This is a genomic window from Corynebacterium sp. MSK073 (assembly GCF_030232085.1).
In the GTDB taxonomy this organism is placed as follows: Bacteria; Actinomycetota; Actinomycetes; order Mycobacteriales; family Mycobacteriaceae; genus Corynebacterium.
Genome location: NZ_JASPIY010000060.1, coordinates 1 through 218 on the forward strand (window position 1 = coordinate 1; position 218 = coordinate 218).

The following is a 218-nucleotide window of genomic DNA, read 5'->3' on the forward strand; positions in this document are numbered from 1 at the left end:
GCATTCAATGGCGCGTTTTGCTTTCTTCGCTCGTTGGGCAGCGCGCTTGTCTTCGATGTTGCAGATCATCAGCCACAGCGTCTTCAGTGCAGCAGTATCGTTCGGGAATTGCCCCCGGTTACGGGTAGCTTTACGCAGTTGGGCGTTGAGCGATTCGATGGAGTTGGTGGTGTAGAGCACTCGCCTGGCCGTTGGCGGGAACTGCAGAAACGGCACGA

General features: G+C 56.9%; 1 protein-coding gene. It reads right to left on the bottom strand.

Translation table 11 applies throughout. From position 1 onward, the window contains the following. Window positions 1–218 (bottom strand): transposase (locus QP970_RS11800; protein ID WP_284869977.1); only part of this gene is annotated, 218 nt, incomplete at both ends.